Below are 25,113 nucleotides of genomic sequence, written 5' to 3'. Positions count from 1 at the left end.
TTTTCTTATTCAATCATTCGGTAACGACGTTGCCACGTCACAATTTCACCGGCTTCGTTATTCACCTGAAGCTGGCTCACCACGCGAAGCGTTAACTCATCGGTATTGCCGGTATAGTTGACGCGGAAATACCGGCTGTTGATGGAGAGAACCTCAGCCACCTGCGGGAGATCGTCCTTCAGCTGCGGGAAGGCCTGTTCCAGCGCTTTGCTGAAGACTTCCATACTTTCCCAGCCGGTCTCCGGCCGCGACGCAATCAGGCGAACGGCATCGTCCGCGGTCAGTTTTCCCGGGAACAGGGCTGCCAGTAAGGGAGCCTGCTCCGGCGTCAGGGTATTGACATCCACCTTGCTGGCGGAGTCCGGCAGCGCGCATAACAGCTTGCTCACCTTCGGGTACGCCGCAGCAGGAAACGCCGGCAGCAGCTTTATCTCGGCAAGGGTGCGCATCATCTGATTCGCTGGCTGACGCGCCGGCACCACGCCAGCCCAGGCGTCCGTCTCCGCGCCCTCTTTCACCGTTGTGGTGTCGCCGTCGAGATAATCCACCAGCTGCTGATAAACCTCTTCCGCCGTCGTCTGGCTGACGCCGCCGTCCGTCAGGATCTGCTCGACAATCTTCTCTTTTCGCGGCTTTTCCGGCACGGCTGACGCCGTTTGATCCTGAGCCACTTTGTCTGCGGCCAGCAGGTTATTGACGTTGAAGCAGTCCTGCGCGTCCTCGACCTGACTGACCACCGTATAGTCTTCACCCTGCGTCTCCAGCGGCTGGTGCCAGTCGCCCTCCAGGTCGAGCGGTTTGCTCTCGCCGCTGGCGTCGCTCTGCAAGCGATCTTTCACCACCTTTTCCTGCGCCTGCATTGCCCAGCGCAGCTGCTGCTGGCTTACCTGATAGTGGGTTTTCTGCAAATTACGGCAGAACTGCTGGCTGATTTTGGCCGCCAGGGCCGACATCATGACCAACAGGATCAGCACAACCAGCAGGGCAACGCCGCGTTGTTGATGTATCCGGCTCATGGCTTCACGTCCGGCGCAGGCGCAGGTTGCGGGGCGGGCGTATTTTCCGCCGCCGGTGCCGCCGTTTCGGTACCCGGCTGCGGTGCCGCCGCTTCCGGCATATCTCCCGGCGTGGTAAACACCCAGCGCCAGGTCTCGCCATTTTCCATGGTCAGCGTGAGCTCCACGCCGTCTGGCAGATGGGCGGACTCACCCCAGCTTTTTTGCCAGCCCTGGCGATAAAACCGCCACTGCATCGATTTCACCTCGCTGGCAATCGGTACTTCATCGGGTTTGACGTCTGCCGGGCTGTCAATGACCGGCCAGACGTCGCGATACAGGCGCCCCTCTTCCAGCCGCCAGCGCACGCGCTCCAGCTGGACCGTGCCGCTCACGCCGTTCAGCGTGGTGAATTCAACCGCATCGCCATCCTGCAAAAACAGATCCGGCTCGTTGCGCGGCGCCCGCGCCTGCAGCTGGAAAAAATCGCGCTCCATCAGGCTCCAGGCACGCTGAAGCTGGTTGAGCTTTGCCGCACTGGCATCCGTGGCTGAACTGGTGCGCATCGCGCCGTCCAGAATTTGCCAGGCCAGGGTGCTGATGACCGCGAAGATAGTCAGCGCAATCATGATCTCCAGCAGGGTAAAACCGCGCTGGCGTCGGATCGTCTTCACTTGCTCTCTTCTCCCGGCCCGATAATCTGAAGCGAAATGACCGGCTGGCTTTCATCACCTTCGGCGTAAACGCGGATGGCATTGGCCCAGCCGCTATTGGCGGTTTTCACCCGCTGCTTGTGCCAGTACCAGCTGCGTCCCCCCATAATTTCCGTCCCCTGCTCCTCGGCATCGGGAAAATCGGCTTTACCAAGCTGGGCTTCTGCCAGCTGATTTTCCGCAACCCAGCTGGCCTGCAGCGTGTCGGCCAGCCCGTGGGTGAAGCGTACGTTCAGGGAGACGGAATTCATCAGCGCCAGCGCGGCGGTGGAGAAAATGACCAGCGCCACCATCACCTCCAGGAGCGTCATCCCGTTTTGCTTAACCTTGCCTTTAGTCATCGTTTTCTACCGATACCGGGGCAGCGCCCTGCGACACCACGCGGAAGTGATGCTGTTTGTCGTAACTTTGCAGCGTCAGCGTAAAACGGCCAATCTCGCCGTCCGGCAGAAAGAGGATCTGGGGGTCGGCCTCGACGGTCGCCGCCAGACGCTGAGGCGAAAGCGATACGTGCATCTCTTCCGGGAAATCGCCCTTCGTGGTAATACGGCCTGCGGATAATGGCACCCAGCGACGTTCGCCGTTTTTATCGTCGAGCGTGACCAGCTGATAGTTATCGGTCGTGATGACCAGCCCGACAATATTTCCGTCCATTACCGCGCGGTCTGAACCATAATCAACGAGGGCTTTTAATTGCTGACCAAATATATCCGCACCGCTGCGTGAGGGTATTGTTGATACAACCATCATGGCGCAGCTGGCAAATATCACCAGCGCCAGAATAATTTCCAGCAACGTAAAGCCGCGTTGACGCTTCATTATTTCTCTTTCTTATCCAGAGACCAGTTCGTAATATCGTCTGCGGTATTGGCTTCGCCATCAGGACCGGCAGAGAAGACGTCTACGGCGCCGTGTTCACCCGGGCTGACGAGCAGATAATCGTTACCCCACGGGTCCTGCGGCAGGCGGCGAATATAGCCGTCGGCGCGGTAGCCGTTGGGAATGGGCGCGATCTCAGGTTTGGTCACCAGCGCCTGCAGGCCCTGCTCGGTGGTCGGGTAGCGGTGGTTATCGAGCTTATACATATCCAGCGAGCCTTCGAGCGCAACAATATCGCTGGTCGCCTTTTGCGCGTCCGCTTTTTCTTTATTACCCATTAAATTTGGCACCACCATACTCGCTAAAACGCCGAGAATAACGATCACCACCATTAATTCGAGCAAGGTGAACCCCGCCTGGCGAGCCAGACGTTTTGTTTTTATAGCCATGATTTAACCTACCATATTATTAAGTTGCAGAAGCGGCTGTAATATTGACAGCACGATGAATAAAACAATCGTCGCCATGGAGACCACCAGCGCCGGTTCAAATACCGACAGCGTTAACGTAATACGATGCTGTAGCGCCGACTCCTGGTTTTCCGCCGCGCGGTCCATTAAGTTGCCTAATTCGCCGCTCTCTTCACCGGAGGCAATCATGTACAGCATGGTGGGCGGGAATAATTTCGCCTGCTCCAGCGCGGCATAGAGCGATGCCCCCTGGCGCACGGTATCCGCCGCCTGCTCCAGCACCTGCCGGGCGTAGAGGTTTTCGATACCGTCCATCGCGATATACATCCCTTCGAGCAGCGGCACGCTGCTCGCCTGCAGGATGCTGAGCGTGCGGATATAGCGGGCGCTGTTGATGGCGCACACCAGCTTTTTAATCGGCGAGCCGTTCACCAGCCAGCTGTGCCAGCGAAAGCGGTTTTTAGCGTTTCTGAGCCAGGCCTTAAAGCCGATAACCCCACCGGCCAGGATCCCGACAATATAGATGCCGTACGCCTGCAGGAAATCGCTCACCGCAATCAGCGTGCGGGTGGTGATCGGCAGCTGCTGCTTCATGTGGGTGAACTGCTCGATCACCTGCGGCACCACCGCCACCAGCAGAATGCTAATGACCGCGATGGCCACCACCGTCAGGGTGATCGGGTAGACCATCGCCTGCGTCAGCTTGCTCTTCATCTTCTGGCGCTGCTCGTTGTACTCCGCCAGCTTCTCCAGCACGTCGCCGAGGTGGCCGGTTTTTTCACCGGCCATCACCAGCGTGCAGTAGAGCTTGTCGAAGGTGCGCGGGAACTGGCTGAAGGCGTCGAACAGCGTATGCCCTTCCACCACCTTCTCGCGGATCTCCACCACCATCGCCGCCAGCTTTTTGTCCTCCGTCTGCTTCGAGATCGCCTTCAGCGCGCTCTCCAGCGGCAGAGCGGCGTTGACCAGCGTGGAGAGCTGACGGGTAAACATCGACAGCACCGGCGTGGAGAGCTTTGCCCCGGTTTTCGCTTTCCCGGACGCCGCCGCCTCGCGCGTTTCGGAGATGCTGACGGGCATCAGCTTTTGCTCACGTAACGTCTGGCGAACCTGCTTTTGCCCTTCGGCCTGCAGCGTGCCGCGTCGGGTTTTGCCCGCCGCATCTGTTGCCGTCCATGCGTAGAGGGCCATTACTCATCCCCTCCACGCTCGGCGGTGACACGCATCACCTCTTCCAGAGAGGTGACGCCGCTAATCACCTTCAGCAGCCCGTTTTCGCGCAGGCTGTAGGCCTGCTTAAAGAGCTGCGTTTCGATGGACATCTCATCTTTATCTTCATGGATGGCGCGACGCATGGCGGTGTCCACCACCAGGAATTCATGAATACCCGCACGTCCCTGATAGCCGCTCTGCCGGCAATGCTCGCAGCCCACCGCGCGATAGATCGCTTTCGGCGGCGTCGCCATGAAGCTGAACAGCGCTTTTTCATTGGCGTCCAGCGGACTGGTGGTGCGGCAGTGCGTACACAGCCGACGCACCAGACGCTGGGCAATGACACCGAGCAACGATGAACCGATTAAAAACGACTCCAGTCCCATATCCCGCAGACGGGTGATAGCCCCGGCGGCGCTGTTGGTGTGCAGCGTAGACATGACCAGGTGACCGGTGAGCGAGGCCTGCACCGCAATTTGCGCGGTTTCGCCGTCGCGAATCTCCCCGATCATCACCACGTCCGGGTCCTGACGCAGGATGGCGCGCAGCCCGCGGGCAAAGGTCATGTCCACGCGCGGGTTCACCTGGGTCTGCCCCACCCCTTCCAGCTCGTATTCAATTGGATCTTCCACGGTCAGGATATTGCGTTCGTGGCCGTTCAGCGCCGAGAGAATGGCGTACAGGGTGGTACTTTTCCCGGAGCCCGTGGGCCCGGTGACCAGGATGATGCCGTGCGGGCGGTCAATCAGCCCTTTTAACTTCTCCAGCTCTTCATCAATCAGGCCCAGCTTGTTGATGTCGGGCTTCAGATTGCTTTTATCGAGCAGACGCATCACCACGCGCTCGCCGTACTGGGACGGAATGGTCGAGACGCGCACGTCTATCGCCTTGCGGCCAATGCGCAGGGAGATACGGCCATCCTGCGGCAGACGTTTTTCGGCGATGTCGAGTTTTGACATGACCTTGATGCGCGATACCAGCAGCGGCGCGAGCTTGCGCGCGGGCTGGAGAACCGGGCGCAGGACGCCGTCAACGCGGAAGCGAATGCTCAGCGTGCGTTCGAACGTTTCAATGTGGATATCCGACGCGCCGTCCTTCACCGCCTCGCCGAGAATGGCGTTGATCAGGCGGATCACCGGCGAGTTTTCGTCGTTATCGAGCAGATCTTCGTTATCCGGGATCTCCTCGGTTAACGCCATCAGGTCGATATCCGCGTCCATATCGTCCACCAGCTGCTGGGAGACGCCGCTGCTCTGCTGCCAGATTTTGGCCAGCATCTCCTCAAAGGCCTCAGGGGCGAGGATCGTCGGCACGAAGGGGCGTCCCAGTACCCGGCGCATCTCCAGCAGGGCAAACGCGGGAGCATCCTCGCGAATGTAGACGTCGTTGTTGTAAAACAGGACGCCGTTATCCTTTGCGTAACTGCTGCTGCAGAGCGTTTTACTCAGTTCATCCACGTTGCGCCCTCCGCCTTAGTTTTTAAACGGATTGCGCGACGTGCTGGCGCGGGTTGTGGCCGGCGCGGCGCTGGCCGACGGGAAGGCTGGTAGCACCGCGCTGTCGGACGGTTCAATAATACCGAGCTTCTTCTCCTCCACGCGCTGCTGCTGGCGGGCGCGGATCTGGTCATATTTCTCTTTCGATGCCGCGCTGAAGTTATCGTCGTCGCGCAGGACGGTGGTATGGATAAACACCATCAAATTGCGCTTCGAGGTATCCTGCGAGGTGTAGCGGAACAGCTGACCAACCAGCGGGATATCGCCAAGCAGGGGCACTTTGGAAACCGACTGCTTGGTGACGTTTTCCATCAGGCCGCCAAGCACCACCGTCTGGCCGCTGTGTACCATCACTTCGTTGTTGATGGTGCGGGTGTTGAAGGTTGGGCCAAGGCTGGCGTCCTCCGTCGCGCTGTTGTCGACGCTGGAGACTTCCTGCTCAATCTTCAGGTGGATCATGTCGCCATCGTTGATCTGCGGCACAATTTTCAGCTTGGTACCGACCGTCTTACGCTCAACGGAGTTAAAGACGTTGTCGCCGCTGGTGGTCTGCGAGCCGGAGAGCACCGGCACATCCTGCCCGACGTTGAACGACGCTTCTTTGTTATCCAGCGTGACCACGCTTGGGGTGGAGAGAATGTCGTTCTTGCCGTCGGTGGAGAGCGCGGTCATCAGGGCACCGAAATCGCCGTTAAAGAAGCCGGTCGCAAGGCCAGTGAAGCTCGCCCCCTTCATGGTGCCGTTTTTAATCTGGCTGATAGGCAGACCGGTTGAGCCGAACTGTACGCCGCCGTGCTTGCTGGTCCACTGCACGCCGAGATCCAGGCCGTTACCGTCCTGCACTTCCGCGATGATGGCTTCCACCAGCACCTGTGGACGACGGATGTCGAGCTTGTCGATCACCTTCTCCAGAGAGTTCATCACGTTAGGCTGGGCGGTAATCACCAGCGAGTTGGTTGCCTCGTCGGCGGTAATGTTCAGATCGCTGGACGCAGGCGCGGCTTTCGACTTCGGCGCGCCCGCCTTATCCTTCAGCTGCTCGCCAATGCCGGTCAGGACCGGAACCACCTTGGTGGCGCTGGCATACTTGAGATAGAAGACGCGGGTATTCCCCTCGTTATTCTGCTCGCGATCCAGCTGATGGATCAGGGAGCGGGTACGCATGCGCGCGTCTTCCGAGCCGCTGATCACCAGGCTGTTGGTTTCGTCATCTGCCACCACTTTGGTGGCCAGCTGCGGCGCGTTCTGCCCCTTCTGCTCTTCATTGTTGAGGTTGTTCAACATGTCGGAGAGCTCTTTAGCGGACGCAAAGCGCAGCGGCACAATCTCGCGGCGCTGAATACCGTCTTTGTCCACGCGCTGAACCAGATCCACCAGGCGATTGACCACCGAGGCTTTACCGGTTAGCAGCAGCACGTTGGACGGCTCGAAGTGCACCACGTTCCCGATGCCGGTGGCATCGTTGAGCTGGCGCAGCAGCGGGGCCAGCTCGCGCACCGGCACGTTTTCCATGCGCACGACGCGGGTGATGATTTCGTCGCCTTTGCCCGGATTTTTACCGTCGGCCAGCGGCGCACCGGCGGTGCGGGCAATGCTTGAGCGCACCACCTTGACCATGCCGTTATCCATCGGGATCACCGACAGGCCGTACAGGTCCAGCACGCTCAGGAAGAACTGGTAATACTCATCTTCCGTCAGCACGTTATAGGTTCTGACCGACACCGTGCCCTGAACGGACGGATCGACCAGAATGGTTTTGTTCAGATTGCGGCCTACCGTATCAATAAACTCGCGGATATCGGTATTTTTAAAGCTGGCGCTAAAGTTAGCTGCGAGCAGCGAACTGGAATATAACGACAATGCGGTCAGCGCCACGCACGCCCAAGGAAATTTCTTCATGTCTGTACACTTGTTAATTGTTTAGAACATTGACCCGAATATTTTCAAGGTGAGCGTGACGTCTGACGACGACCTCCGCTTCTTTCATTTTCGACCAGTTGGCAATAATATTTTTTGCCTTTGCTGCATCGGTCATATCGACAGAATTGACTTTTACCGCCACATCGCCTTTTTCCAGCCCGGAATGGCTGTAGAAGGCAGAGGCATTCCTTGGATTAATGTTGTAGCCTTCCAGTTGGCCCTTTTCGATAAGTGGTTTTAACACCAGATAATCATCCAGATGCACGCTTTCCGCACCTGCATCTTTCGTCGATTTGGTTACCGGACCGCTGTCAACGCCGCCCTTAAAATAATCAGGTTTATTTAACGCCAGTACCTGCGTAGCACCTTCATAATTAACCACCACATTGTCTTTGTTAATTTCCTGAATAAAGGCATCGTTAAAACCGGTCAGCGCCTCGCCTTCGCGATAGCTCTTCTGTCCCCCCGGCGTTTTGATCACGGCGAAGGAGAGCCAGGCATCGTCGCTGCGGACGATCCCCTCAATTTCGGCGGCGAGCGGGGCTTTCGCGGCCGCAGGCAGGCTATCCTGACGCACGGCGGCGGTGAAAAGTGAAAAAGCCTTTTCTTCCTGACGTCTTTTTTGCGGTTTCGCCGCTGCGTTCGCCAGCTTATTCGTCACTTTTTTATAATCTTTAAAAATGACGTAGCCTTGCTGACCGCAAAAAATCAGCAATACAAACATAATACAGGGCGTTATCCACCGTGAAAGAAGTGAGAACCTCATTATTCATCTGGCCTTTAGCAAAGCGAAAATAAGCAGCATCATGCTGCGCCAATATGTGGCATAAATAGTAATTAGCGGCCAGATAATCGACCACCTGCTTCGCCGTTAACTTTGATAAAGAAAAAGATTGACCGTCAAAAAGAGCGGTGTTAGAGGTAGCCAACAGGTTATTTTTACCCTGTCCGTAAATTGACCATGATGCAGCCTTGCCGTACTTTTCCGGACCATTGCTATTCATGCCCAGAGACGGTAAGTCGCTATGTATCAGAGTCATTTTAAATTTAATCACCCGCCTTTTCGAAAAATCACCCGCGCCTCGGGCGATTTCTTCGTGCCGTATCATCAGGATATTTTCAACCTGCTGAAAGAGAAAACCCAACAGGCGGGGATTATTGGGCTCTTTGCTGACGATGCCCCGCTGCTGGGCCAGTTCAGCGACGCCCTGAAATCCACTTCCCCTGGCGTTATTGCTATCAATGCGTTTCCAAAACTGAGTGCCAGTAGCCTGCTGTATAAACTCAACCCGGGAACGAAAGAGAGCAAAAACCGGCTTCAGGCGGTGGATACCATCCTGCACCAGTGGCAGGGAGGGAAAAGCAGGACGAAAGTGTTGGTGATTAGCCATACCGATGCCATGAAAGAGACCTGTCGGGAGGTGCTGGCTCTGCTGCTGACGCGTGCGCAGGAGCTGGAGTTTCGCCTGTCCGTCGTGCTGATGGGGCCAGCGGATCGGGATGCCGCGCTGATGCAGCAGCCTGAACTGCGTGAATATGCGCATACCTGTCACACCCTGCGTCCCCTTACCTGTCGGGAGTTTCTCAGCTACGTTCAGGTGCAGTGTGAAGCGCACGGGTGTGAGCACGCGCCGTTAACCCCGGCGCGGGTGCGTAAAATGCATGCCCTGACTAAAGGGAATATCAGCAAGCTGAACGAGCTGGCGCACCTGTCGATGCTCGCCGCCTGGACCGAACGTGCAGCCCAGGTCAGCCCGCGTCATTTGCGCCTGGCGGCAGGTGAAATCCTGCCTGCGAAAAAACACGGTAAGCGCCTGGCTACCGTGAGCGTATTCGCCTCTGTGCTGTTCGCCGCCTGCGGCTGGTATTTGACCTCTTCGATCGGTGCAAGACTTCCGATTCAACTGCCGGTGCCTGCCAGCTGGAAACAGCAGACGCCAAAAGTTCAGGCGCCGGTGGTGCCGGTTATCGACAACGAGGTGGTTAACCAGCCGGATGCGATGCATCAGCTCTATCTGATGTGGGGGTATGACGCCTCGGCGGAGGATGCCCTGTGCCAGAACGCCGCGAAGGTGAACCTGATGTGTAAGCAGGGGAATGCTTCCCCGGATGCGCTGGCACAGGAAGGGTATCCGTGGGTGAGTGAACTGAAAACCGGCAACCACCTTAACTATGCCGTGGTCGCCCGCGTCGGGGATAACTCACTCGACCTGCTGATGAACAACCGCACCTGGCAGGTAAGCCGTCACTGGTTTAACCAGCATGCCACCGGCAACTATACCCAGCTCCACCGCCTGACGCCGGAAGGCAAAGACGCCATCAGCGCCGCCAGCGACGGCAAAGAGCTGGCCTGGCTTGACCAGCAGTTGAGCCAGGCCCTTGCCGAACCGGTAACCCACGCGCAAACCTGGACGGCGGAGATGATGAAACGCACCCGTGAGTTCCAGCAAAAAATGCATCTGCGCGTCGACGGCATTCCCGGGGAAGATACGCTGATGCAGTTAATGCGTGACACCAACACCACGCCGAGCGTGCTGCTTCAGACCACCCACGCCGCGCCGGACGCGAAAACGCAGGAGAAGCATTCCTAATGTCTACCATCTGTCTTGCGGCTCAGCGCAGCTACGTTTCCGGGGAAGCGGTCTGGTTTTCGTACCGCATGCCCAGCCTGAGAAAGATCGTTTCTAACGCCTTGTTAGGAATAGTAAGCCTCTGCGTCATGCTGATGGCGGGGCTGTACGCCCACGTTTACTGGCAACTGCGCCACCCTGCGCCGGAGCCGGTAAAAAAAGTGCACGTGGCGAAGCCTGAAACGCAGCTTTCCGACATGCACTACGTGTATGTGAGTAAGCCGTTCCCGCATCCGCACCCGAAACCCGCGCCGGTGCAGGCCGACGTCCCTGCCATGCAGGATCTGCCGATTAACAGCGACGACGCCGACTGGCAGCAGGCGCCGGACGGCACGGTGCCGCATGATACCTCGCGGGATACCCTCCCCGGCACGCAAGCGCACGACGATGCAGCCCCCGCCCGCACGGACGGTGATGACGGTTCATTAACCGAGCTGTTTAAGCAGGCGTTAAAAGAACAGGAGCAGGATTATTCGCAAGGCAAAATACCCGCGCCGCCGGTTGACGAAACGCAGGATAATGCTCAGGCCAGCACATTACATAAAGAAAGTTCCCGGTCTCCGTTAAGTGAAAAAGGAGACCGGCTGGAATAGTTAATATTTTTCAGGCAGGTTGGTGATGTTAAGGAGTCGACCCTTTTCCACCACAATATATTGACCTTTTTTCAGGTCGGAGAGAATTTTGATAATGGTGCTGCGTGCCAGGTTGGTGTATTCCTGAATATAATCATAAACGTTAATATCGCGTTGATGATGGACAATCAGTTCATTAATCTCCAGCAAAAACTCGCGCACAACAGAATAGGCGCTGCGGGCGACCAGCACGTCATCACGCTTGCTCAGCATGCAGATATACCAGGCCAGCACTTTGGTAAGCTCAGGCCATAAGCCTTTCTCCGTCATAAGCTGAGAAAAGGCGTCTTTTGGAATCGAACGCACCACGGTATTCGAGCGGACCAGGCCATACATATGGGATGAATGATAAAAAATGGAAGAGAGTCCAAACACGCACTGCCCCTGCAGGGTGAACATGCAGAGCTCGTCGGATTCGCGGCGAAATTCCACTTCACCGCTGACGATAACATGAATAAATTCATTGTCGACGGTGGTAATTTTTTGCCATTTCTTTAACGTTTTTTCTTCATATCCTTCTGTTGCGGAAATAATGTTTTCCATTTCATGATGCGGACGCAATTTTCTGCCGTAAATGCTTAACATTGTTATACCCGAATTAAGATGTTAATTTTAGATAAAAAGGGGCCACGGTGGAACCACCGAACTATTCGTATAATCCTGATAAAAACTTCTGGAAGAAGTGAAATAAGAGCAATAAGCAGGTGTTATTTTTTGTTATTACTTAGCAAACTATACGTCTATCTTAAATGAGGGTATTTTTAAGTCAATTAACTAAAAATGAATTGAGAATGTACTTAAGATTAATCTCATAGAAAATAAGGTAATATGACCTGGTCAGGGGGCAGTCCTGAAGGACTACCCCTGCCCGTATTTCTCTAAAAGCGCCTCGGCGATGGCCAGGGTTTCTACGTCAGCCACACCGTTCCACAGCGCGGGGCGGAAGTGCATCTGAAACGCGCAGATCACCCTCTTCTGCTGCTGTTTCGTGGCGTTGTCCGGCACCTCATAGCCATAGAGTTTCAGCACATCGAGCAGCGCCTCTCGTTCGACCTCCTGATAGCGCGGCCGTCCATTGATATAGAACGCCACGCGGGCAGGATCGGGCCAGGCACCTATCCCCTGCTGAGCCAGCTGCTGCCACGGAAACAGCGGACCGGGATCGTCTTTACGCTGCGGGGCGATATCCGAATGGGCCACCACATTTTCAGGTCTGATGTTGTAGCGGGTAATAATGTCTTTGGCGAGCGGCACCAGCGCCGCAATCTGCGCAGGCGCAAACGGAGTAAACGTTTTCACGCCGTCGCGCATTTGCCAGCCGCGGTTCTCGAGCTCAATGCCGACAGAGGTATCGTTGATGCGATTCGTGCCGCGCCAGAAGCTGATACCCGCATGCCAGGCCAGCTCGCTCTCGGGAACCAGCTGCCAGATGCGCGGCTTGCCGTCCGCCGCCGGGGGGCTGGCAGGGATCAAATAGTGAGAGCTGACGTTTTTATCCGTCAGCGTGGCCAGCGAGCTGTCAAAATCATCCGCGGTGTAGTGGATCACCAGCACCTTGATGCGCGGGTAAGCCGCCTGCGCCTGATGACGCGTATCCAGCTCGTAGGCGCCTTTATCAACGATCCCCTCTTCCGTGACGCATCCTGCCAGCAGCAGCGCCAGCAGGAAGGTGGCAAACAAACGCGTCATCGCAGGGTTTTCACCGCCGTACCGCTCACGCTCACCATCAGCATGCTGGCATCTTTACCGACCGTTTCGTAGTCGATATCAATCCCCACGACCGCATCCGCGCCGAGGGCTTCCGCCTGCTCGCCGAGCTCTTTGAAGGCGATTTCGCGGGCTTTGCGCAGCTCTTTTTCGTATGCACCCGAGCGGCCACCCACGATATCGCGGATACCGGCAAAAAAGTCACGGAAGATATTGGCGCCGAGAATCGCTTCGCCGGTGACCACGCCGCAGTACTCGGTAATTGTCTGCCCTTCCAGGGTTGGCGTTGTTGAAAACTGCATGGTTTCTCTCCTTCTTTAGCGTTCAATGCCTTAGGCACAGCATTATCGGTTCGTTACGCTATGATTGAAAGGATAGTTAATAAATAAGGAAATCAACATGCGCTATTCAGCTTTAACACTTTTGGTGCCCTGCGCGCTGGTGCTCAGCGCCTGTACCACCACGGTCACGCCTGCCTTTAAGGATATTGGTACCCGCAGCGGCCCCTGCATTGAGGGCGGCCCGGACACCGTGGCGCAGCAGTTCTATGATTATCGCCTCCAGCACCGCAGCAACGATCTCACCGGCCTGCGCCCGTATCTGAGCGATGGCCTGGCAAAACTGCTTAATGATGCCACCCGCGATCCGCAGCACAACGCGCTGCTGAAATCCGATCCGTTCTCCAGTCGCACCACGCTACCGGACAGCGCCGAAGTGGCCAGCGCGTCAACCATCCCGAACACGGATGCCCGTAATATTCCGCTACGCGTGAAGCTGACGCAGGGCACCCAAACCTGGCAGGACGAAGTGCTGATGATCCGTGAAGGACAGTGCTGGGCGGTGGACGACGTACGCTACGTGGGCGGCAGCGTTCATGCCCCGGCAGGCACGCTTCGCCAGTCGATTGAGAACCGCTGATTCATCAATGATAAAAATGTTACCCCCGTAAAATGTCCGGCATTTCTTGCGGAATGCCGACATTTATACTCGCCGACCTTGCCGTTCGCTATTTTGTGCTATGTTTAAGAGGAAATACGGGTTATATTTAACTTTTAACGCAGAAATATTGCATAACTATTCTGTCAACGGTACTATCTGCGGCCTCAATTGCTATAGATTGCCTGGATGAGTAAAGACTGCCCCGATGAGTATTAAACTAAACGGCATTAACTGCTTCTACGGCGCACACCAGGCGCTGTTTGACATCACGCTAAACTGCCCGGAAGGCGAAACGCTGGTTTTGCTTGGCCCAAGCGGTGCAGGTAAAAGCTCCCTTCTGCGTGTTCTTAATCTGCTTGAGATGCCCCGTTCAGGTACGCTCGCGATTGCCGGTAACCATTTTGATTTCGCGAAGACGCCGTCTGATAAGGCGATTCGCGAACTGCGTCAAAACGTCGGCATGGTCTTCCAGCAATACAATCTCTGGCCGCACCTGACCGTGCTGCAGAACCTGATTGAAGCCCCGTGCCGGGTGCTGGGGTTAAGCAAGGATCAGGCGATTGCGCGTGCCGAAAAGCTGCTGGAGCGTCTGCGCCTTAAGCCCTACAGCGACCGCTACCCGCTGCACCTGTCCGGTGGTCAGCAGCAGCGCGTGGCCATTGCCCGTGCGCTGATGATGGAACCCGCGGTGCTGCTGTTTGATGAACCGACGGCGGCGCTGGATCCGGAAATCACCGCCCAGATCGTGAGCATCATTCGCGAGCTGGCGGAAACCAACATTACGCAGGTTATCGTCACCCACGAAGTGGAAGTGGCGCGCAAAACCGCCAGCCGTGTGGTCTACATGGAAAATGGGTATATCGTTGAGCAAGGTGATGCGAGCTGCTTCGCTAACCCGCAAACCGATGCCTTCAAAAACTATTTATCTCATTGATTGTGTCAGGGGAAATATAATGAAAAAAGTATTACTTGCCGTGCTGCTTGCTGGCGTTACCCTTTCTGCTACCGCAGCCCAGACCATTCGTTTCGCGACGGAAGCCTCTTACCCTCCGTTTGAGTCCATTGATGCGAACAACAAAATTGTGGGCTTCGACGTGGACCTGGCTAACGCCCTGTGTAAAGAGATCGATGCAACCTGTACCTTCAGCAACCAGGCGTTCGACAGCCTGATCCCAAGCCTGAAGTTCCGCCGTATCGACGCCGTGATGGCCGGTATGGACATCACCCCCGAGCGTGAAAAGCAGGTGCTGTTCACCACCCCTTACTACGACAACTCCGCCCTGTTCATTGGTCAGAAAGGTAAATTCACCTCTGTCGATCAGCTGAAAGGCAAGAAAGTGGGCGTGCAGAACGGCACCACGCACCAGAAATTCATCATGGATAAGCATCCGGAAATCACCACCGTTCCGTATGACAGCTACCAGAACGCGAAGCTGGATCTGCAAAATGGCCGTATCGACGGCGTATTTGGTGATACCGCGGTGGTGACCGAGTGGCTGAAAGCCAACGACAAGCTGGCGCCAGTGGGCGACAAAGTGACCGATAAGGATTACTTCGGTACCGGTCTGGGGATTGCCGTTCGTCAGGGCAACACTGAGCTGCAGCAGAAATTCAACGCTGCGCTGGAAAAAGTGAAGAAAGACGGCACCTACGAAACCATCTACAAAAAATGGTTCCAGAAGTAATTCCTGATGAATGAAATTTTTCCTTTAGCAAGCGCCGCCGGGATGACCGTCGGCCTTGCCGTTTGCGCACTGATTATCGGCCTCGTGCTGGCGATGTTCTTTGCGGTGTGGGAATCCGCGAAATGGTTCCCCGTCGCCTGGACAGGCTCCGCGCTGGTCACCGTGCTGCGTGGGCTACCGGAAATTCTGGTGGTCCTGTTTATCTATTTCGGCTCCTCACAGCTGCTGCTGACGCTGTCTGACGGCTTCACGATCAATCTTGGCTTTGCGCAGATCCCTGTGCAGATGCAGATTGAAAACTTCGACGTCAGCCCGTTCCTGTGCGGCGTGATTGCCCTCTCCCTGCTCTACTCCGCGTACGCGTCGCAAACCCTGCGCGGTGCGCTGAAAGCCGTGCCGCAGGGACAATGGGAATCGGGTCAGGCGTTAGGGTTATCGAAATCCGCCATCTTTTTCCGTCTGGTCATGCCGCAGATGTGGCGCCATGCCCTGCCGGGGCTCGGCAACCAGTGGCTGGTGCTGCTGAAAGATACCGCGCTGGTGAGCCTGATTAGCGTTAACGATTTGATGCTGCAAACCAAAAGCATCGCCACCCGTACCCAGGAGCCGTTTACCTGGTACATTGTGGCGGCGGCGATCTACCTGGTGATCACGTTGCTCAGTCAGTACATCCTCAAGCGTATTGACATGCGAGCGACGCGCTTTGAACGGAGACCAGGCTGATGCTTGAATACTTTCCCGAGTTGATGAAAGGGCTGCACACCAGCCTGACGCTGACCGTGGCGTCCATTATCGTGGCGCTGATCCTGGCCCTTATCTTCACCATCATCCTGACGCTGAAAACGCCGGTGCTGGTGTGGATTGTGCGCGGGTACATCACCCTGTTTACCGGTACGCCGCTGCTGGTGCAGATCTTCCTGATTTACTACGGCCCGGGCCAGTTCCCGTCACTGCAGGCGTATCCGGTTATCTGGCATCTGCTCTCTGAGCCGTGGCTGTGTGCCCTGATTGCCCTTTCGCTGAACAGCGCGGCCTATACCACCCAGCTGTTCTACGGGGCGATCCGCGCCATCCCGGAAGGCCAGTGGCAGTCCTGCGGGGCGCTGGGCATGAGCAAGAAAGACACGCTGGCAATCCTGCTGCCGTACGCCTTTAAGCGCGCGCTCTCCTCCTATTCCAACGAAGTGGTGCTGGTGTTCAAAAGCACCTCGCTGGCCTACACCATCACCCTGATGGAAGTGATGGGTCACGGACAGCTGCTGTATGGACGCACCTATGACGTGATGGTGTTCGGCGCGGCGGGCGTGGTGTATCTGGTGGTGAACGGTCTGCTGACGCTGATGATGCGCCTGATCGAGCGTAAAGCGCTGGCGTTTGAGCGCAGAAATTAACCACACGAATGCATAAAACGGTATTCATGGAGCGGGTAACCTGATGGGTTATCCGCTTTTTTTTGCGATAAAAATAATACTTAATCATTTTTATTGCATATAAATTCATTAACTGGCATTGTACATCCAGGCCGCAGACACGGCGCATCAATAAGACAGACGGGAGCATTACAATGAAAAAGTTAGTTCTGGCCGCATTACTCGCCACCTTCGCCGCTGGCGCATCCGCTGCGGATAAAATCAATTTCGGCGTGTCCGCCACCTATCCGCCGTTTGAGTCGCTGGATGCCAGCAACCAGATCGTCGGTTTCGATATCGATCTGGCGAAAGCGCTGTGCAAACAGATGCAGGCCGACTGCACCTTTACTAACCATGCTTTTGACAGCCTGATTCCGTCGCTGAAGTTCAAAAAATACGACGCGGTGATCTCCGGGATGGACATCACACCTGAGCGCAGCAAGCAGGTGGCGTTCACCGACCCGTACTACGCCAACTCGGCGGTGGTGATTGCGAAGAAAGGCGCGTATACCTCTTTCGATCAGCTGAAAGGCAAACGCATCGGGATGGAAAACGGCACCACGCACCAGAAATACCTGCAGGACAAACATCCTGAAGTGAAGACCGTGGCCTATGACAGCTACCAGAACGCGATTATCGACCTGAAAAATGGCCGTATCGACGGTGTCTTCGGCGACACCGCTGTGGTGAACGAGTGGCTCAAAACCAACCCGCAGCTGGGCACCGCAACGGAAAAAGTGACCGATCCACAATACTTCGGCACGGGCCTCGGCATCGCGGTACGTCCGGATAACAAAGCCCTGCTGGAAAAACTGAACGGCGCGCTGAAAGCGATAAAAGCGGACGGGACGTACCAGAAAATCAGCGACCAGTGGTTCCCGCAGTAATGTCTTTTGCCGGGTGGCGGCTTCGCCTTACCCGGCCTACGGGGGGTTTGTAGGCCGGGCAAGCGCAGCGCCGCCCGGCACTCTCTCATAACGGCACAAAGAACCTGAACCGTGCCCCGCTCACCGACTCCATTAGCCTGATCCCGCCCCCGTGCAGCTCCAGCATCCGTTTCACGATTAATAGCCCCAACCCGCCGCGATTCTCCCGCGAGGCCTGGGTATTAAGCGCCGACGGTCGCTGGAACAGATCGTCGCGCAGCGAGGCATCCACGCCCGTTCCGCTGTCGGACACTTCGACCTGCAGCTGTTCATTTTCCTGCCACACCGCCAGGCGAATTTCCCCGCCACCCGGCGTATGGCGCATCGCGTTATCCAGCAGGTTGGTCACCACGCGTTCAATCATCGACACATCGGCGTTTACCATCGGCAGCGGCCCCGGTACGTCAATATGGAGATTGACCTCTCGCGTGCGGGCCGTGAGCTCAAACTTCTGCGCCACGTCGGAAATCAGCTCCGCCATCGCGAACCGCTCGCGCTGGGGTTTAATGCCGCCGTGCTCCAGGCGCGCCAGCTCAAACAGCTGCTGCGAAAGATGCCGGACTTTTTGCCCCTGACGCAGCGCGGTGGCGAGATACTGCTGGTGTTCCTGCGGCGTCAGGGTGGCGGATTTGAGCGACAGAGTTTCGAGATAGCCCAGCAGTGAGGTCAGCGGCGTGCGGAGATCGTGCGAAATATTAGCGATAAACTCCCGACGCTGGCGATCGCTGTCGGCCAGCCGATCCCACTGTTGGGTGATTTTGCGCGCCAGCTCGATAAAGCTGTTGCGCAGGATCGCCACTTCATCTTTTGCCGCCGCGTCCGGCGTCTGTGCCGCCAGCAGCCTGATTGCGCTCATGCTGTCCTGCTCCAGCCCGGCGACCTCCACCGTAAGCTGTTTGACCGGACGCGTGACCCAGTACCAGACCAGCAGCCCTGCCAGCAGCCCAAACAGCGCGACCCACAGCAGTGACCACAGGACGGTACTCCACAGCGCCTTGTGCCAGGCCATTTCCGCCAGAGCGTTTGACTCCTCGCCCTGCAAGATAATGTACAGATAGCCTTTTAGCTCGCCGTCCTGCCGCAGCGGCGTGGCGCTGAAGACTTTTTGATTTTGACTGCGCGGATCGTCGCCCAGTACCGGCATGGTGGTGCCGCTCAGGAAGCTCTGCACCGGCGCCAGGTCGATTTTTTGCCGCTGAATATGGCCCGGCGGTGCGGCATCGGCGAGGATATCGCCGTCAGGAGAGATAACGTACAGCTCAACGCTCGGATTAAAGGTCATCAGCCGGCCAAACAGCGGTTTCAGCGCGCTGCGGTCGATCCGGCCCTGCGCGTCCAGAATCGGTTCGCGCTGGACGATCTGCTGCGCCAGCCCACCCGACAAACGCTGCACCATTGCGTTACCGTACTGCATGCTGCTGTAGAGCTGTACCGCGCAGGCGACGGCGGCGCAGAGCATCATCAGCAGGATGAAGAGCAGCGTCAGACGCTGGCTCAGGCTAAAGCGACGCATCATGCTGCGGCTCCGCAAATTTGTAGCCCTTGCCCCAGACGGTGCGAATGATCTCCGGCTCGGCGGCGTCCTTCTCTATCTTGATGCGCAGGCGGTTGATATGGGTGTTGACGGTGTGCTCATAGCCTTCGTGCTGGTAGCCCCAGACCTGCTCCAGCAGCGCCAGACGGGAGAACACCTCGCCGGGATGACGGGCAAAGAAGTAGAGCAGTTCGAACTCGCGCGGGGTGAGGTCCACCACCTGGCCGTGAAGCAGCACGCTGCGCGCCAGCGGATCGATGGTCAGTCCGTGCGCCTGAATGTGTCCGTCGGTTTGCGCCTGCCCCATCGCCTGCTGGCGACGAAACAGTGCTTTGATGCGCGCAATCAGCTCCTGCACGGAGAACGGTTTTGCCAGATAGTCATCGGCGCCGGTTTCCAGCCCGGTGATGCGGTCGGTTTCGCTGCTGCGGGCGCTGATGATGATCACCGGCAGGTAGCGCGTCATCTGACGGATGCGGCGGCAAATCTCCAGACCGTCCACGTTGGGCAGCATCAGGTCGAGGATCACCGCATCCCACGTCTGTGCTTCAAGACGCTGCAGGGCGTTGCCCCCGTCGGGCTCGTGGGTGATGGCGTAGCCTTCGTCTTCTAAATTGAGTCGCAGAAGCGCCGCGATATCGTGGTCGTCTTCCACCAGCAGGATCTGCTTCATGGGTAAGCCTTCATTCATTTCTTATGCCGTAAGCTTACCTGATTTCGCCGGGATGAAGAGTTCACATTTTGTTGAAGATTTGGAAGGTAACAAACCAACATACTGAGGATGTTTATATGTCGATCGTCTCGTCTTTTTCAGACACACTTCTCACACTTCCTGTTAATCACAATACCGATTTCACCGATCTGGCCGACAACCGCCAGCGCTACTGCGAAGCGCTGGTTGAAGAAACCGATCCTGCCAGAAAAATCGCGCTCTGTGGCCGCCTCGCCACCTGTCTTGCCTTGCTCCGCCCGATGCTGCTGGAACCTGTGCCGGAGCATTTGTATGAACGATTAACGGTGGACGTTTTCCCAGAAAGAGAACCTGCATTCAACGCGGAGCCTGATCAACTGTGCCGTTATTGTGAGGAGATTACGCAACTCTTAATAGGGGGTACTTGCGCCGGAGTCAGCCCGCGTGATGGGTGATCTGCTCTTTGAGCTGACAGGCTATTTTGCCGACCAGTTGAAAGCGCCACGCTGGCTTAAAACAGAGGCGGGAGTCGCATTTCTGGGTTGAGCAAACAAAGCCGGGTGGCGGCTACGCCTTACCCGGCCTACTCCGGATCGTAGGCCCGGTAAGCGCAGCGCCACCGGGCGATGTTGAGGATTAGTGCGTTTTCACCAGCAACGTCAACACTTCATAATGCGCGGTATGCGGGAACATATCAAAAAGCTGAACGCGTTCAACGCGATAGCCCGGTAGTTGCGCAATGTCTTTCGCCATGGTCTGCACGTTGCAGCTGGAATAGATGATGTATTCCGGCGCCATCTGGCTCAGGTAGTCGCACAGCGCATTGCCGATGCCGCGGCGCGGCGGGTTGACCAGCACCAGCTCCGGCACGTTGCCTTGGCCGGTCGCGAACTGCGTGGAGTCGAGCACCTGGAAGTGCAGATTCGTTAACCCCAGTTCGGCGGCGGACTGCTTCGCGCAGGCAATCGCTTCGGTAGAGATCTCAATGCCGGTGAGCTGCATCTCCGGCGTGGCGCAGTGCAGGCCAAACCCGCCCACGCCGCAGAACAGATCCCACATGTGGTGAACGTTCAACGCACGCACCCAGTCACGGGCGGTAGCGTACAGGCTGCTTGCCACGGTCGGGTTGGTCTGGAAGAAGCTTTGCGGGCGGATCCACAGCGGCACGCCGTTAAAGCTCTCCGCCAGCGCGTGCTGGTCGGTGAAGAAAACCTCTTTCTCCCCTTCCATGATCGCCATATGCACCGGCTGAATGTTCGCCGTAATGACCTTCAACTGCGGAAGCTGCGCCTGCAGCCACGGCAGCGCCGCGCGCAGCTGCGCCAGCTTGGTTTCAGAGCGCAGCACGAAGCGCAGCATCATGCCGCCGTCTTTCTGGCTTTCGGTCAGCAGAAGGTATTTCAGCTCGCCGCGCTTGCGGGCCACGTTATAGGGCGTTAACCCCGCCCGCGCGATAAACGGTTTCAGTACGGCAAAGACGGGCTCAAACGAGGTTGGATACAGCGGGCAGTCGGTTAAGTCTTCCGGCGTGCCGTCGCGGTGCAGCATCCCCAGCAGCGGTTTTTCTACGCTGCCGCTGACCACCATTTTGGCTTTATTGCGAAAGCCCTGCTCAGGGCCGCTGACGGGTGCGCACCACTCGCCCACCGCGTGTTCTGCCAGCAGCTGTTGCAGGTCGGCCATTTTGGCGGTGAGTTGTTGAGAGACCGGTTGTTCTATCCACTGACAGGAGCGGCAGCGTCCGGCGGCATAGAGTGCGCACTGCATATGAAAACCTTAAAAATCACGAGGGCTGCGATTATACACATTATTGCAGGCGGAAGAACCGCCGACTGGAGGCCGGAACGAAGAGAAGAAAGAGCACCAGCATGTCCGGCAGTTTTTGCATAAACAGCGCGCGCAGGATCTCGCGTTTGGATTCACCGGCAATGCTGAACAGCTCCGGGTAGCCATAGCCCAGCGAAGCGGCCCACAGATAGCTCGCCGCGGTAATCTGCGTCAGCATATAGACCCAGCGCGCCCAGTTGCGCCCTTTAACCAGCGAAAACGCGCAGTAGATCTCGATAAACACCAGCACCAGACTGCTCAAAAAGACCAAAGTCAGATTCCACGTCTGCACGCTGCGGTGAATGAATTCACCGATGCCGCGCACGCCCAGGGTATTCAGAATCATCAGCACGTCCAGGCAGCGGATCATAATAATGGCGAGCGCCGCCACCTGAACCAGTGCAGGTACGTTAGGACGTGCGTGCGTAATACGTGATTTTTTTAATAATCCCAATGTTTTACTTCCCTGAAAAACAGTGCCGCGTCATGCGCGGCACATCACTGGAAATTTTAAATCCTTCAGCCGCGTCTTGCACGCTGGATATCGCGCACGCGCTGTTTTTCCGCGCGCGCCATCAAATACCAGGCGATAAATCCGACAATTCCGACCACACCGAGGATGATAGAGGCCAGGGCGTTGATCTCCGGGTTGACCCCCATGCGCACGCTGGAGAAGACCAGCATCGGCAGCGTCGTCGCCCCCGGGCCGGAGACAAAGCTGGCGATAACCAGATCGTCGAGCGACAGGGTAAACGCCAGCAGCCAGCCGGAGATCACCGCCGGCATAATCATCGGCAGGGTGATGATGAAAAAGACCTTCAGCGGCGTCGCGCCGAGATCCATCGCCGCCTCTTCAATGGACCGATCCAGCTCGCGCAGGCGCGAGGCGATCACCACCGCGACATAGGCGGTACAGAAGGTGACGTGCGCCAGCCAGATGGTGAGCATCCCGCGGTCCGCCGGCCAGCCGATGGCGTGCGCCAGGGCCACGAACAGCAGCAGCAGCGCGAGACCGGTGATCACGTCTGGCATAACCAGCGGAGCGGTGATCATAAAGGCGAAGCCGTTTGAACCGCGAAAACGCCCGAAGCGTACCATCACCAGCGCGGCGATCGTGCCCAGCACGGACGCCATGGTCGCCGCCAGCGCCGCAATGGTCAGGCTCAGCCCCACCGCGCTCATCATCGCATCATCGTGGAACAGCTCGCTGTACCAGCGCGTCGACCAGCCTGCCCAGACCGTCACCAGTTTGGAACTGTTAAACGAGTAGATCACCAGCATCAGCATCGGCGCATACAGGAAGGTAAAGCCGATGACCAGGATCGCAATTCGCCACGGGGAGCGCACTACCGGTAAGTTGTTCATCCGTGATCTCCCATCTGTTTCTGCTGATGCTTGTGGAACCACATGATCGGCACGATCAGCAGCAGTAACATCACGATCGCCACCGCCGAGGCCACCGGCCAGTCGCGGTTATTGAAGAACTCCTGCCACAGCACGCGGCCAATCATGATGCTGTCAGGCCCGCCGAGCAGTTCCGGGATCACAAACTCCCCCACCGCCGGGATAAAGACCAGCATCGACCCGGCGATAATGCCGCCCTTGGTCAGGGGGACAATGACGCTGAAGAAGGTTTTTAACGGACGGGCACCGAGATCGAGCGACGCTTCTACCAGCGAGTAGTCGATACGGGTCAGCGCCGTGTAGATCGGCAGCACCATAAACGGCAGATAGGCGTACACAATGCCGATATAGACCGCGAGATTGGTGTGCAGAATCGTCAGCGGCTGATCGATAACCCCGAGCCACATCAGGAAGTTGTTCAGCACGCCGTTGTTTTTCAGGATCCCCATCCACGCGTAAACGCGGATCAGGAATGAGGTCCACGACGGTAAAATCACCAGCAGCAGCAGGATATTTCGCGTCGACGGCTTGCTGTGCGCCACCGCCCACGCCAGCGGGTAGCCCATCACCAGACAGCAGAGCGTCGAGATCGCCGCCACCTGCAGCGACTGCAGATAGGCTTCGAAATAGAGCGGATCGTCGGTGAGCTGCAGGAAGTTACCCAGGTTTAAGGTCAGCGTCAGCTGGCCGTCGGCCCAGTCCAGCAGGTTGGTGTAAGGCGGGATCGCCCGCGCCATTTCCGCCAGGCTTATCTTGAAAACAATCAGGAACGGCAGCAGGAACAGCAGGATCAGCCACACGTACGGCATGGCGATCACCAGCTTGCGGCCGTGCTTCATCTGCATGCGCGTCAGCCAGTGGGCAAAGCCGCCCGGCTTTTCGACGCGGGCTGGAGGTTCAAGTGTACTCATTGGCCGCTCCTTATACCGTCAGCACAACGCAACTGTCTGCATCCCAACACAGGCGCACTTCGTCGCCCCAGGTCGGCTGTCCCTTGCGATAGCGATGTTCGTTCTGTAACTGCGCGCTGAGCATCTGCCCGCTTTTCAGGCGCACGTGATAGATAGAGAGATCGCCCAGATAGGCAATGTGCACCACTTCCCCGACGGCAAAGTTATAGCCATCAGCAGGCGGATCCTCACAGAGCATGATCTTCTCCGGACGCAGCGCGACGTAGACCGGCACGTTATCCACCACCGAGTTATCCGGATCAACCTTAAGCGGATGCTGCAGCCCCGGCGATTCGATGACCAGACCGTCTTCCTGACGATCTTTCAGCAGCCCTTCGAAGACGTTAACCGAGCCGATGAACTCCGCGCTGTAGCGGGTGGTTGGATGCTCATAAATCTCTTCCGGCTCGCCGATCTGCACGAACTTCCCGCGGTTCATGATGGCGATACGTCCGGCCATGGTCATGGCCTCTTCCTGGTCGTGGGTCACCATCACGCAGGTCACCCCCACGCGCTCGAGGATATCGACCACTTCGAGCTGCATACGGTCGCGCAGCTTTTTATCCAGCGCGCCCATCGGTTCGTCGAGCAGCAGCAGTTTCGGGCGTTTTGCCAGGCTGCGGGCCAGGGCCACGCGCTGGCGCTGGCCGCCGGAGAGCTGGTGCGGCTTACGCTTCGCGAACTCCTGCATGTGCACCAGGCTCAGCATCTCGGCCACGCGCGCGGTAATTTCGGCCTTCGGCAGCTTGTCCTGCTTCAGGCCGAAGGCGATGTTCTGCTCCACCGTCATGTGCGGAAACAGCGCGTAGGACTGGAACATCATGTTGATCGGACGCTGATACGGCGGCACGCTGGAGAGATCCACGCCGTCGAGCACGATCTGCCCGGCGGTGGGCTGTTCAAAACCGGCCAGCATGCGCAGCAGGGTCGATTTACCGCAGCCAGAGGCCCCCAGAAGGGCAAAAATTTCGCCTTTATAGATCGTCAGGCTGACGTCGTCCACGGCATGCTGGCCATCAAAAGATTTGGTGAGGTTACGAATTTCAAGCAGCGGGGTCAGCGCTTTACGGACTTTCGCCTGCGGGCGGGGGATCGCGTCATTCACGGGGTGTTCTCCGGTAGAGATCAAAACTGGTGCAAACGCACCGTCAGGG

Annotated in this window: 28 protein-coding genes and 1 pseudogene; 9 read left to right on the top strand and 20 right to left on the bottom strand. The window is 57.3% G+C overall.

The features are described from left to right. Nucleotides 1-5 precede the first annotated feature (5 nt). The 10 genes from gspK to LJA86_RS02865 are packed head-to-tail and all read right to left on the bottom strand — an operon-like array spanning nucleotide 6 to nucleotide 8,665. A complete protein-coding gene (gene gspK / locus LJA86_RS02910) occupies nucleotides 6-1,016 on the bottom strand; it encodes a type II secretion system minor pseudopilin GspK (protein WP_229225614.1) in 1,011 nt (336 codons plus the stop codon). Continuing rightward, a complete protein-coding gene (gspJ, locus tag LJA86_RS02905; protein WP_229225609.1) occupies nucleotides 1,013-1,669 on the bottom strand; it encodes a type II secretion system minor pseudopilin GspJ in 657 nt (218 codons plus the stop codon). The genes gspK and gspJ overlap by 4 nt, the downstream gene beginning before the upstream one ends. Further along, nucleotides 1,666-2,049 carry a type II secretion system minor pseudopilin GspI gene (gene gspI, locus LJA86_RS02900; protein ID WP_196346053.1) on the bottom strand — a complete coding sequence of 128 codons (384 nt, stop codon included), beginning with the start codon at nucleotides 2,047-2,049 and terminating at the stop codon, nucleotides 1,666-1,668. The genes gspJ and gspI overlap by 4 nt, the downstream gene beginning before the upstream one ends. Beyond that, a complete protein-coding gene (gspH, locus tag LJA86_RS02895; RefSeq protein WP_048027127.1) occupies nucleotides 2,042-2,527 on the bottom strand; it encodes a type II secretion system minor pseudopilin GspH in 486 nt (161 codons plus the stop codon). The genes gspI and gspH overlap by 8 nt, the downstream gene beginning before the upstream one ends. Next, nucleotides 2,527-2,976 carry a type II secretion system major pseudopilin GspG gene (gspG, locus tag LJA86_RS02890; protein WP_008500018.1) on the bottom strand — a complete coding sequence of 150 codons (450 nt, stop codon included), beginning with the start codon at nucleotides 2,974-2,976 and terminating at the stop codon, nucleotides 2,527-2,529. The genes gspH and gspG overlap by 1 nt, the downstream gene beginning before the upstream one ends. A 3-nt stretch (nucleotides 2,977-2,979) precedes the next feature. Then, nucleotides 2,980-4,188 carry a type II secretion system inner membrane protein GspF gene (gene gspF / locus LJA86_RS02885; RefSeq protein WP_045908421.1) on the bottom strand — a complete coding sequence of 403 codons (1,209 nt, stop codon included), beginning with the start codon at nucleotides 4,186-4,188 and terminating at the stop codon, nucleotides 2,980-2,982. Next, nucleotides 4,188-5,666 (bottom strand): type II secretion system ATPase GspE, encoded by a 1,479-nt coding sequence (gene gspE / locus LJA86_RS02880; protein WP_324254935.1) that lies wholly within the window; start codon nucleotides 5,664-5,666, stop codon nucleotides 4,188-4,190. The genes gspF and gspE overlap by 1 nt, the downstream gene beginning before the upstream one ends. A 15-nt stretch (nucleotides 5,667-5,681) precedes the next feature. Then, nucleotides 5,682-7,604: a type II secretion system secretin GspD gene (gspD, locus tag LJA86_RS02875; RefSeq protein ID WP_045908423.1), complete on the bottom strand. Its 1,923-nt coding sequence runs from the start codon at nucleotides 7,602-7,604 to the stop codon at nucleotides 5,682-5,684. A 13-nt stretch (nucleotides 7,605-7,617) separates the two neighbouring features. Next, nucleotides 7,618-8,349, bottom strand: a complete 732-nt coding sequence (gspC, locus tag LJA86_RS02870; RefSeq protein ID WP_048027121.1) for a type II secretion system protein GspC — start codon at nucleotides 8,347-8,349, stop codon at nucleotides 7,618-7,620. After that, entirely contained in the window at nucleotides 8,300-8,665 is a 366-nt protein-coding gene (locus LJA86_RS02865; RefSeq protein WP_229225608.1) for a hypothetical protein, read from the bottom strand. Before LJA86_RS02865 ends, gspC begins: the two co-directional genes overlap by 50 nt. Between LJA86_RS02865 and LJA86_RS02860 the strand changes: the two genes are divergently transcribed. Further along, nucleotides 8,651-10,216, top strand: a complete 1,566-nt coding sequence (locus LJA86_RS02860) for an ExeA family protein (protein WP_048027119.1) — start codon at nucleotides 8,651-8,653, stop codon at nucleotides 10,214-10,216. The two genes, LJA86_RS02865 and LJA86_RS02860, sit on opposite strands and share 15 nt — an antisense overlap. After that, a complete protein-coding gene (locus LJA86_RS02855; RefSeq protein ID WP_229225606.1) occupies nucleotides 10,216-10,848 on the top strand; it encodes a hypothetical protein in 633 nt (210 codons plus the stop codon). The genes LJA86_RS02860 and LJA86_RS02855 overlap by 1 nt, the downstream gene beginning before the upstream one ends. Here the strand turns inward: LJA86_RS02855 and LJA86_RS02850 are convergent, their stop codons facing one another. The 3 genes from LJA86_RS02850 to LJA86_RS02840 form a co-directional block, all read right to left on the bottom strand. Then, on the bottom strand, nucleotides 10,849-11,472 hold the full coding sequence (locus tag LJA86_RS02850; protein WP_045908427.1) for a helix-turn-helix domain-containing protein: 624 nt from the start codon (nucleotides 11,470-11,472) through the stop codon (nucleotides 10,849-10,851). It lies immediately after the preceding gene. Between the two features lie 273 nt (nucleotides 11,473-11,745). Beyond that, nucleotides 11,746-12,576 (bottom strand): N-acetylmuramoyl-L-alanine amidase, encoded by an 831-nt coding sequence (locus LJA86_RS02845; protein ID WP_229225602.1) that lies wholly within the window; start codon nucleotides 12,574-12,576, stop codon nucleotides 11,746-11,748. Then, complete coding sequence (locus tag LJA86_RS02840; RefSeq protein WP_023310944.1) at nucleotides 12,573-12,896, bottom strand: heavy metal-binding domain-containing protein; 324 nt, start codon at nucleotides 12,894-12,896, stop codon at nucleotides 12,573-12,575. The genes LJA86_RS02845 and LJA86_RS02840 overlap by 4 nt, the downstream gene beginning before the upstream one ends. A 97-nt stretch (nucleotides 12,897-12,993) precedes the next feature. Here LJA86_RS02840 and LJA86_RS02835 point away from each other — a divergent pair, with 97 nt between their 5' ends. The 6 genes from LJA86_RS02835 (at nucleotide 12,994) to artJ (ending at nucleotide 17,514) form a co-directional block, all read left to right on the top strand. After that, a complete protein-coding gene (locus tag LJA86_RS02835; RefSeq protein ID WP_167212378.1) occupies nucleotides 12,994-13,512 on the top strand; it encodes a lipoprotein in 519 nt (172 codons plus the stop codon). Nucleotides 13,513-13,738: 226 nt separating this feature from the next. Then, nucleotides 13,739-14,467, top strand: a complete 729-nt coding sequence (gene artP, locus LJA86_RS02830) for an arginine ABC transporter ATP-binding protein ArtP (RefSeq protein ID WP_008500030.1) — start codon at nucleotides 13,739-13,741, stop codon at nucleotides 14,465-14,467. Between the two features lie 19 nt (nucleotides 14,468-14,486). Further along, nucleotides 14,487-15,218: an arginine ABC transporter substrate-binding protein ArtI gene (gene artI / locus LJA86_RS02825; protein ID WP_008500032.1), complete on the top strand. Its 732-nt coding sequence runs from the start codon at nucleotides 14,487-14,489 to the stop codon at nucleotides 15,216-15,218. Between the two features lie 6 nt (nucleotides 15,219-15,224). Further along, nucleotides 15,225-15,941: an arginine ABC transporter permease ArtQ gene (gene artQ / locus LJA86_RS02820; protein WP_229225600.1), complete on the top strand. Its 717-nt coding sequence runs from the start codon at nucleotides 15,225-15,227 to the stop codon at nucleotides 15,939-15,941. Continuing rightward, nucleotides 15,941-16,609 carry an arginine ABC transporter permease ArtM gene (artM, locus tag LJA86_RS02815; RefSeq protein WP_028012513.1) on the top strand — a complete coding sequence of 223 codons (669 nt, stop codon included), beginning with the start codon at nucleotides 15,941-15,943 and terminating at the stop codon, nucleotides 16,607-16,609. The genes artQ and artM overlap by 1 nt, the downstream gene beginning before the upstream one ends. A gap of 173 nt (nucleotides 16,610-16,782) precedes the next feature. Further along, on the top strand, nucleotides 16,783-17,514 hold the full coding sequence (gene artJ / locus LJA86_RS02810) for an arginine ABC transporter substrate-binding protein ArtJ (protein ID WP_033145047.1): 732 nt from the start codon (nucleotides 16,783-16,785) through the stop codon (nucleotides 17,512-17,514). A gap of 85 nt (nucleotides 17,515-17,599) precedes the next feature. On the opposite strand, the gene LJA86_RS02805 is transcribed toward artJ, so the two are convergent. Continuing rightward, nucleotides 17,600-19,069, bottom strand: a complete 1,470-nt coding sequence (locus LJA86_RS02805; protein ID WP_229225599.1) for a sensor histidine kinase — start codon at nucleotides 19,067-19,069, stop codon at nucleotides 17,600-17,602. Next, complete coding sequence (locus tag LJA86_RS02800) at nucleotides 19,053-19,760, bottom strand: response regulator transcription factor (protein ID WP_025912904.1); 708 nt, start codon at nucleotides 19,758-19,760, stop codon at nucleotides 19,053-19,055. The genes LJA86_RS02805 and LJA86_RS02800 overlap by 17 nt, the downstream gene beginning before the upstream one ends. Nucleotides 19,761-19,876: 116 nt before the next feature. Here LJA86_RS02800 and LJA86_RS02795 point away from each other — a divergent pair. Next, nucleotides 19,877-20,324: pseudogene (locus LJA86_RS02795) on the top strand (hypothetical protein). Between the two features lie 90 nt (nucleotides 20,325-20,414). Here the strand turns inward: LJA86_RS02795 and rlmC are convergent. The 5 genes from rlmC to potG form a co-directional block, all read right to left on the bottom strand. Further along, nucleotides 20,415-21,545: a 23S rRNA (uracil(747)-C(5))-methyltransferase RlmC gene (gene rlmC, locus LJA86_RS02790; RefSeq protein WP_229225597.1), complete on the bottom strand. Its 1,131-nt coding sequence runs from the start codon at nucleotides 21,543-21,545 to the stop codon at nucleotides 20,415-20,417. A 40-nt stretch (nucleotides 21,546-21,585) separates the two neighbouring features. Further along, a complete protein-coding gene (locus LJA86_RS02785) occupies nucleotides 21,586-22,059 on the bottom strand; it encodes a YbjO family protein (RefSeq protein ID WP_045908434.1) in 474 nt (157 codons plus the stop codon). A 65-nt stretch (nucleotides 22,060-22,124) separates the two neighbouring features. Next, entirely contained in the window at nucleotides 22,125-22,970 is an 846-nt protein-coding gene (potI, locus tag LJA86_RS02780) for a putrescine ABC transporter permease PotI (RefSeq protein ID WP_008503447.1), read from the bottom strand. Then, the gene (gene potH / locus LJA86_RS02775) at nucleotides 22,967-23,920 is read right to left on the bottom strand and encodes a putrescine ABC transporter permease PotH (protein WP_024907854.1); all 954 of its coding nucleotides are present in this window, start codon (nucleotides 23,918-23,920) and stop codon (nucleotides 22,967-22,969) included. The genes potI and potH overlap by 4 nt, the downstream gene beginning before the upstream one ends. A gap of 10 nt (nucleotides 23,921-23,930) precedes the next feature. Beyond that, on the bottom strand, nucleotides 23,931-25,064 hold the full coding sequence (potG, locus tag LJA86_RS02770) for a putrescine ABC transporter ATP-binding subunit PotG (protein WP_021240929.1): 1,134 nt from the start codon (nucleotides 25,062-25,064) through the stop codon (nucleotides 23,931-23,933). Between the last annotated feature and the right edge of the window lie 49 nt (nucleotides 25,065-25,113).

The sequence above is a fragment of the Enterobacter sp. TCD1-1 genome (genome assembly GCF_020567405.1).
GTDB lineage: Bacteria > Pseudomonadota > Gammaproteobacteria > Enterobacterales > Enterobacteriaceae > Enterobacter > Enterobacter quasiroggenkampii.
This window is presented reverse-complemented; position numbering and strand designations above follow the sequence as displayed.

Coding starts and splice junctions, on each gene's coding strand:
- gspK (WP_229225614.1), bottom strand. CDS start 1,016: ATGAGCCGGATACATCAACAACGCGGCGTTGCCCTGCTGGTTGTGCTG.
- gspI (WP_196346053.1), bottom strand. CDS start 2,049: ATGACTAAAGGCAAGGTTAAGCAAAACGGGATGACGCTCCTGGAGGTG.
- gspH (WP_048027127.1), bottom strand. CDS start 2,527: ATGAAGCGTCAACGCGGCTTTACGTTGCTGGAAATTATTCTGGCGCTG.
- gspG (WP_008500018.1), bottom strand. CDS start 2,976: ATGGCTATAAAAACAAAACGTCTGGCTCGCCAGGCGGGGTTCACCTTG.
- gspF (WP_045908421.1), bottom strand. CDS start 4,188: ATGGCCCTCTACGCATGGACGGCAACAGATGCGGCGGGCAAAACCCGA.
- gspD (WP_045908423.1), bottom strand. CDS start 7,604: ATGAAGAAATTTCCTTGGGCGTGCGTGGCGCTGACCGCATTGTCGTTA.
- gspC (WP_048027121.1), bottom strand. CDS start 8,349: ATGTTTGTATTGCTGATTTTTTGCGGTCAGCAAGGCTACGTCATTTTT.
- LJA86_RS02860 (WP_048027119.1), top strand. CDS start 8,651: ATGTATCAGAGTCATTTTAAATTTAATCACCCGCCTTTTCGAAAAATC.
- LJA86_RS02865 (WP_229225608.1), bottom strand. CDS start 8,665: ATGACTCTGATACATAGCGACTTACCGTCTCTGGGCATGAATAGCAAT.
- LJA86_RS02855 (WP_229225606.1), top strand. CDS start 10,216: ATGTCTACCATCTGTCTTGCGGCTCAGCGCAGCTACGTTTCCGGGGAA.
- LJA86_RS02850 (WP_045908427.1), bottom strand. CDS start 11,472: ATGTTAAGCATTTACGGCAGAAAATTGCGTCCGCATCATGAAATGGAA.
- LJA86_RS02845 (WP_229225602.1), bottom strand. CDS start 12,576: ATGACGCGTTTGTTTGCCACCTTCCTGCTGGCGCTGCTGCTGGCAGGA.
- LJA86_RS02840 (WP_023310944.1), bottom strand. CDS start 12,896: ATGCAGTTTTCAACAACGCCAACCCTGGAAGGGCAGACAATTACCGAG.
- LJA86_RS02835 (WP_167212378.1), top strand. CDS start 12,994: ATGCGCTATTCAGCTTTAACACTTTTGGTGCCCTGCGCGCTGGTGCTC.
- artP (WP_008500030.1), top strand. CDS start 13,739: ATGAGTATTAAACTAAACGGCATTAACTGCTTCTACGGCGCACACCAG.
- artI (WP_008500032.1), top strand. CDS start 14,487: ATGAAAAAAGTATTACTTGCCGTGCTGCTTGCTGGCGTTACCCTTTCT.
- artQ (WP_229225600.1), top strand. CDS start 15,225: ATGAATGAAATTTTTCCTTTAGCAAGCGCCGCCGGGATGACCGTCGGC.
- artM (WP_028012513.1), top strand. CDS start 15,941: ATGCTTGAATACTTTCCCGAGTTGATGAAAGGGCTGCACACCAGCCTG.
- artJ (WP_033145047.1), top strand. CDS start 16,783: ATGAAAAAGTTAGTTCTGGCCGCATTACTCGCCACCTTCGCCGCTGGC.
- LJA86_RS02805 (WP_229225599.1), bottom strand. CDS start 19,069: ATGATGCGTCGCTTTAGCCTGAGCCAGCGTCTGACGCTGCTCTTCATC.
- LJA86_RS02800 (WP_025912904.1), bottom strand. CDS start 19,760: ATGAAGCAGATCCTGCTGGTGGAAGACGACCACGATATCGCGGCGCTT.
- rlmC (WP_229225597.1), bottom strand. CDS start 21,545: ATGCAGTGCGCACTCTATGCCGCCGGACGCTGCCGCTCCTGTCAGTGG.
- potI (WP_008503447.1), bottom strand. CDS start 22,970: ATGAACAACTTACCGGTAGTGCGCTCCCCGTGGCGAATTGCGATCCTG.
- potH (WP_024907854.1), bottom strand. CDS start 23,920: ATGAGTACACTTGAACCTCCAGCCCGCGTCGAAAAGCCGGGCGGCTTT.